General features: G+C 48.5%; 1 protein-coding gene. It reads right to left on the bottom strand.

The window, feature by feature from the left end:
- Nucleotides 1-221: 221 nt before the first annotated feature.
- Nucleotides 222-627: DUF5348 domain-containing protein (locus tag VF724_RS21330; protein WP_371756242.1), on the bottom strand; the 406-nt coding region annotated here is incomplete at its 5' end.

Raw genomic sequence — 627 nt, 5'->3', positions numbered from 1 at the left:
TGTGAATTTGCACATTAATCCGGCAGGGGTTTTGCAAATTAAATCGGCATAAAAAGCAGCTTTTTTTCGTTGTTTTGCAAATTAATTCCGCATAGGATCCCATCTTTTTTCACATAATCACGGTAATTCCGCTACCATTTCTATCCAAAAAAGCAGCCAGGAACGGAGTTCCCAACTGCTTTCCCCCTTGTCAACGTCTAAGCAATCCCTGTATACTCCATTTAAACTCCCCTAACGTTGTAGCTTGCTTGGGGATGTAAATGGAAGATCGTCGAATTGGAAAAGATCACCAACCATTCCTTGTCCAACTCGATGCGGCAGGGCAAGTAGGATTGTCCTACCTGGATTTCAAAACATTCCCCGCAGTGCAACCCGACGGGTTTATCGTACACATCGTGTACGTTCCAGCGATTCTGCTGTCTGCTGTACTGCAATCGGCCTTCTTTTTGCATCTTGGCGTACCCCTCCTTTCGGTGCAAGGCAGGGCGTTGCCGTCTGGCCCCGTACACCTCGCGAAAGACAAAGGTGACTTGCCCCTTCTCAATGCCAAGTCCGACCTGTTTGGAGGCCGGAAATTGGCGAGGCAAGCGCGGCCAGCAATTTAGAATGTGAAGACGGCGGTTCATC

This window comes from Ferviditalea candida (assembly GCF_035282765.1).
Taxonomy (GTDB): Bacteria; Bacillota; Bacilli; order Paenibacillales; family KCTC-25726; genus Ferviditalea; species Ferviditalea candida.
Note: the sequence above shows the minus strand (reverse complement) of the source record. Positions and strands in the feature narration are given on the sequence as shown.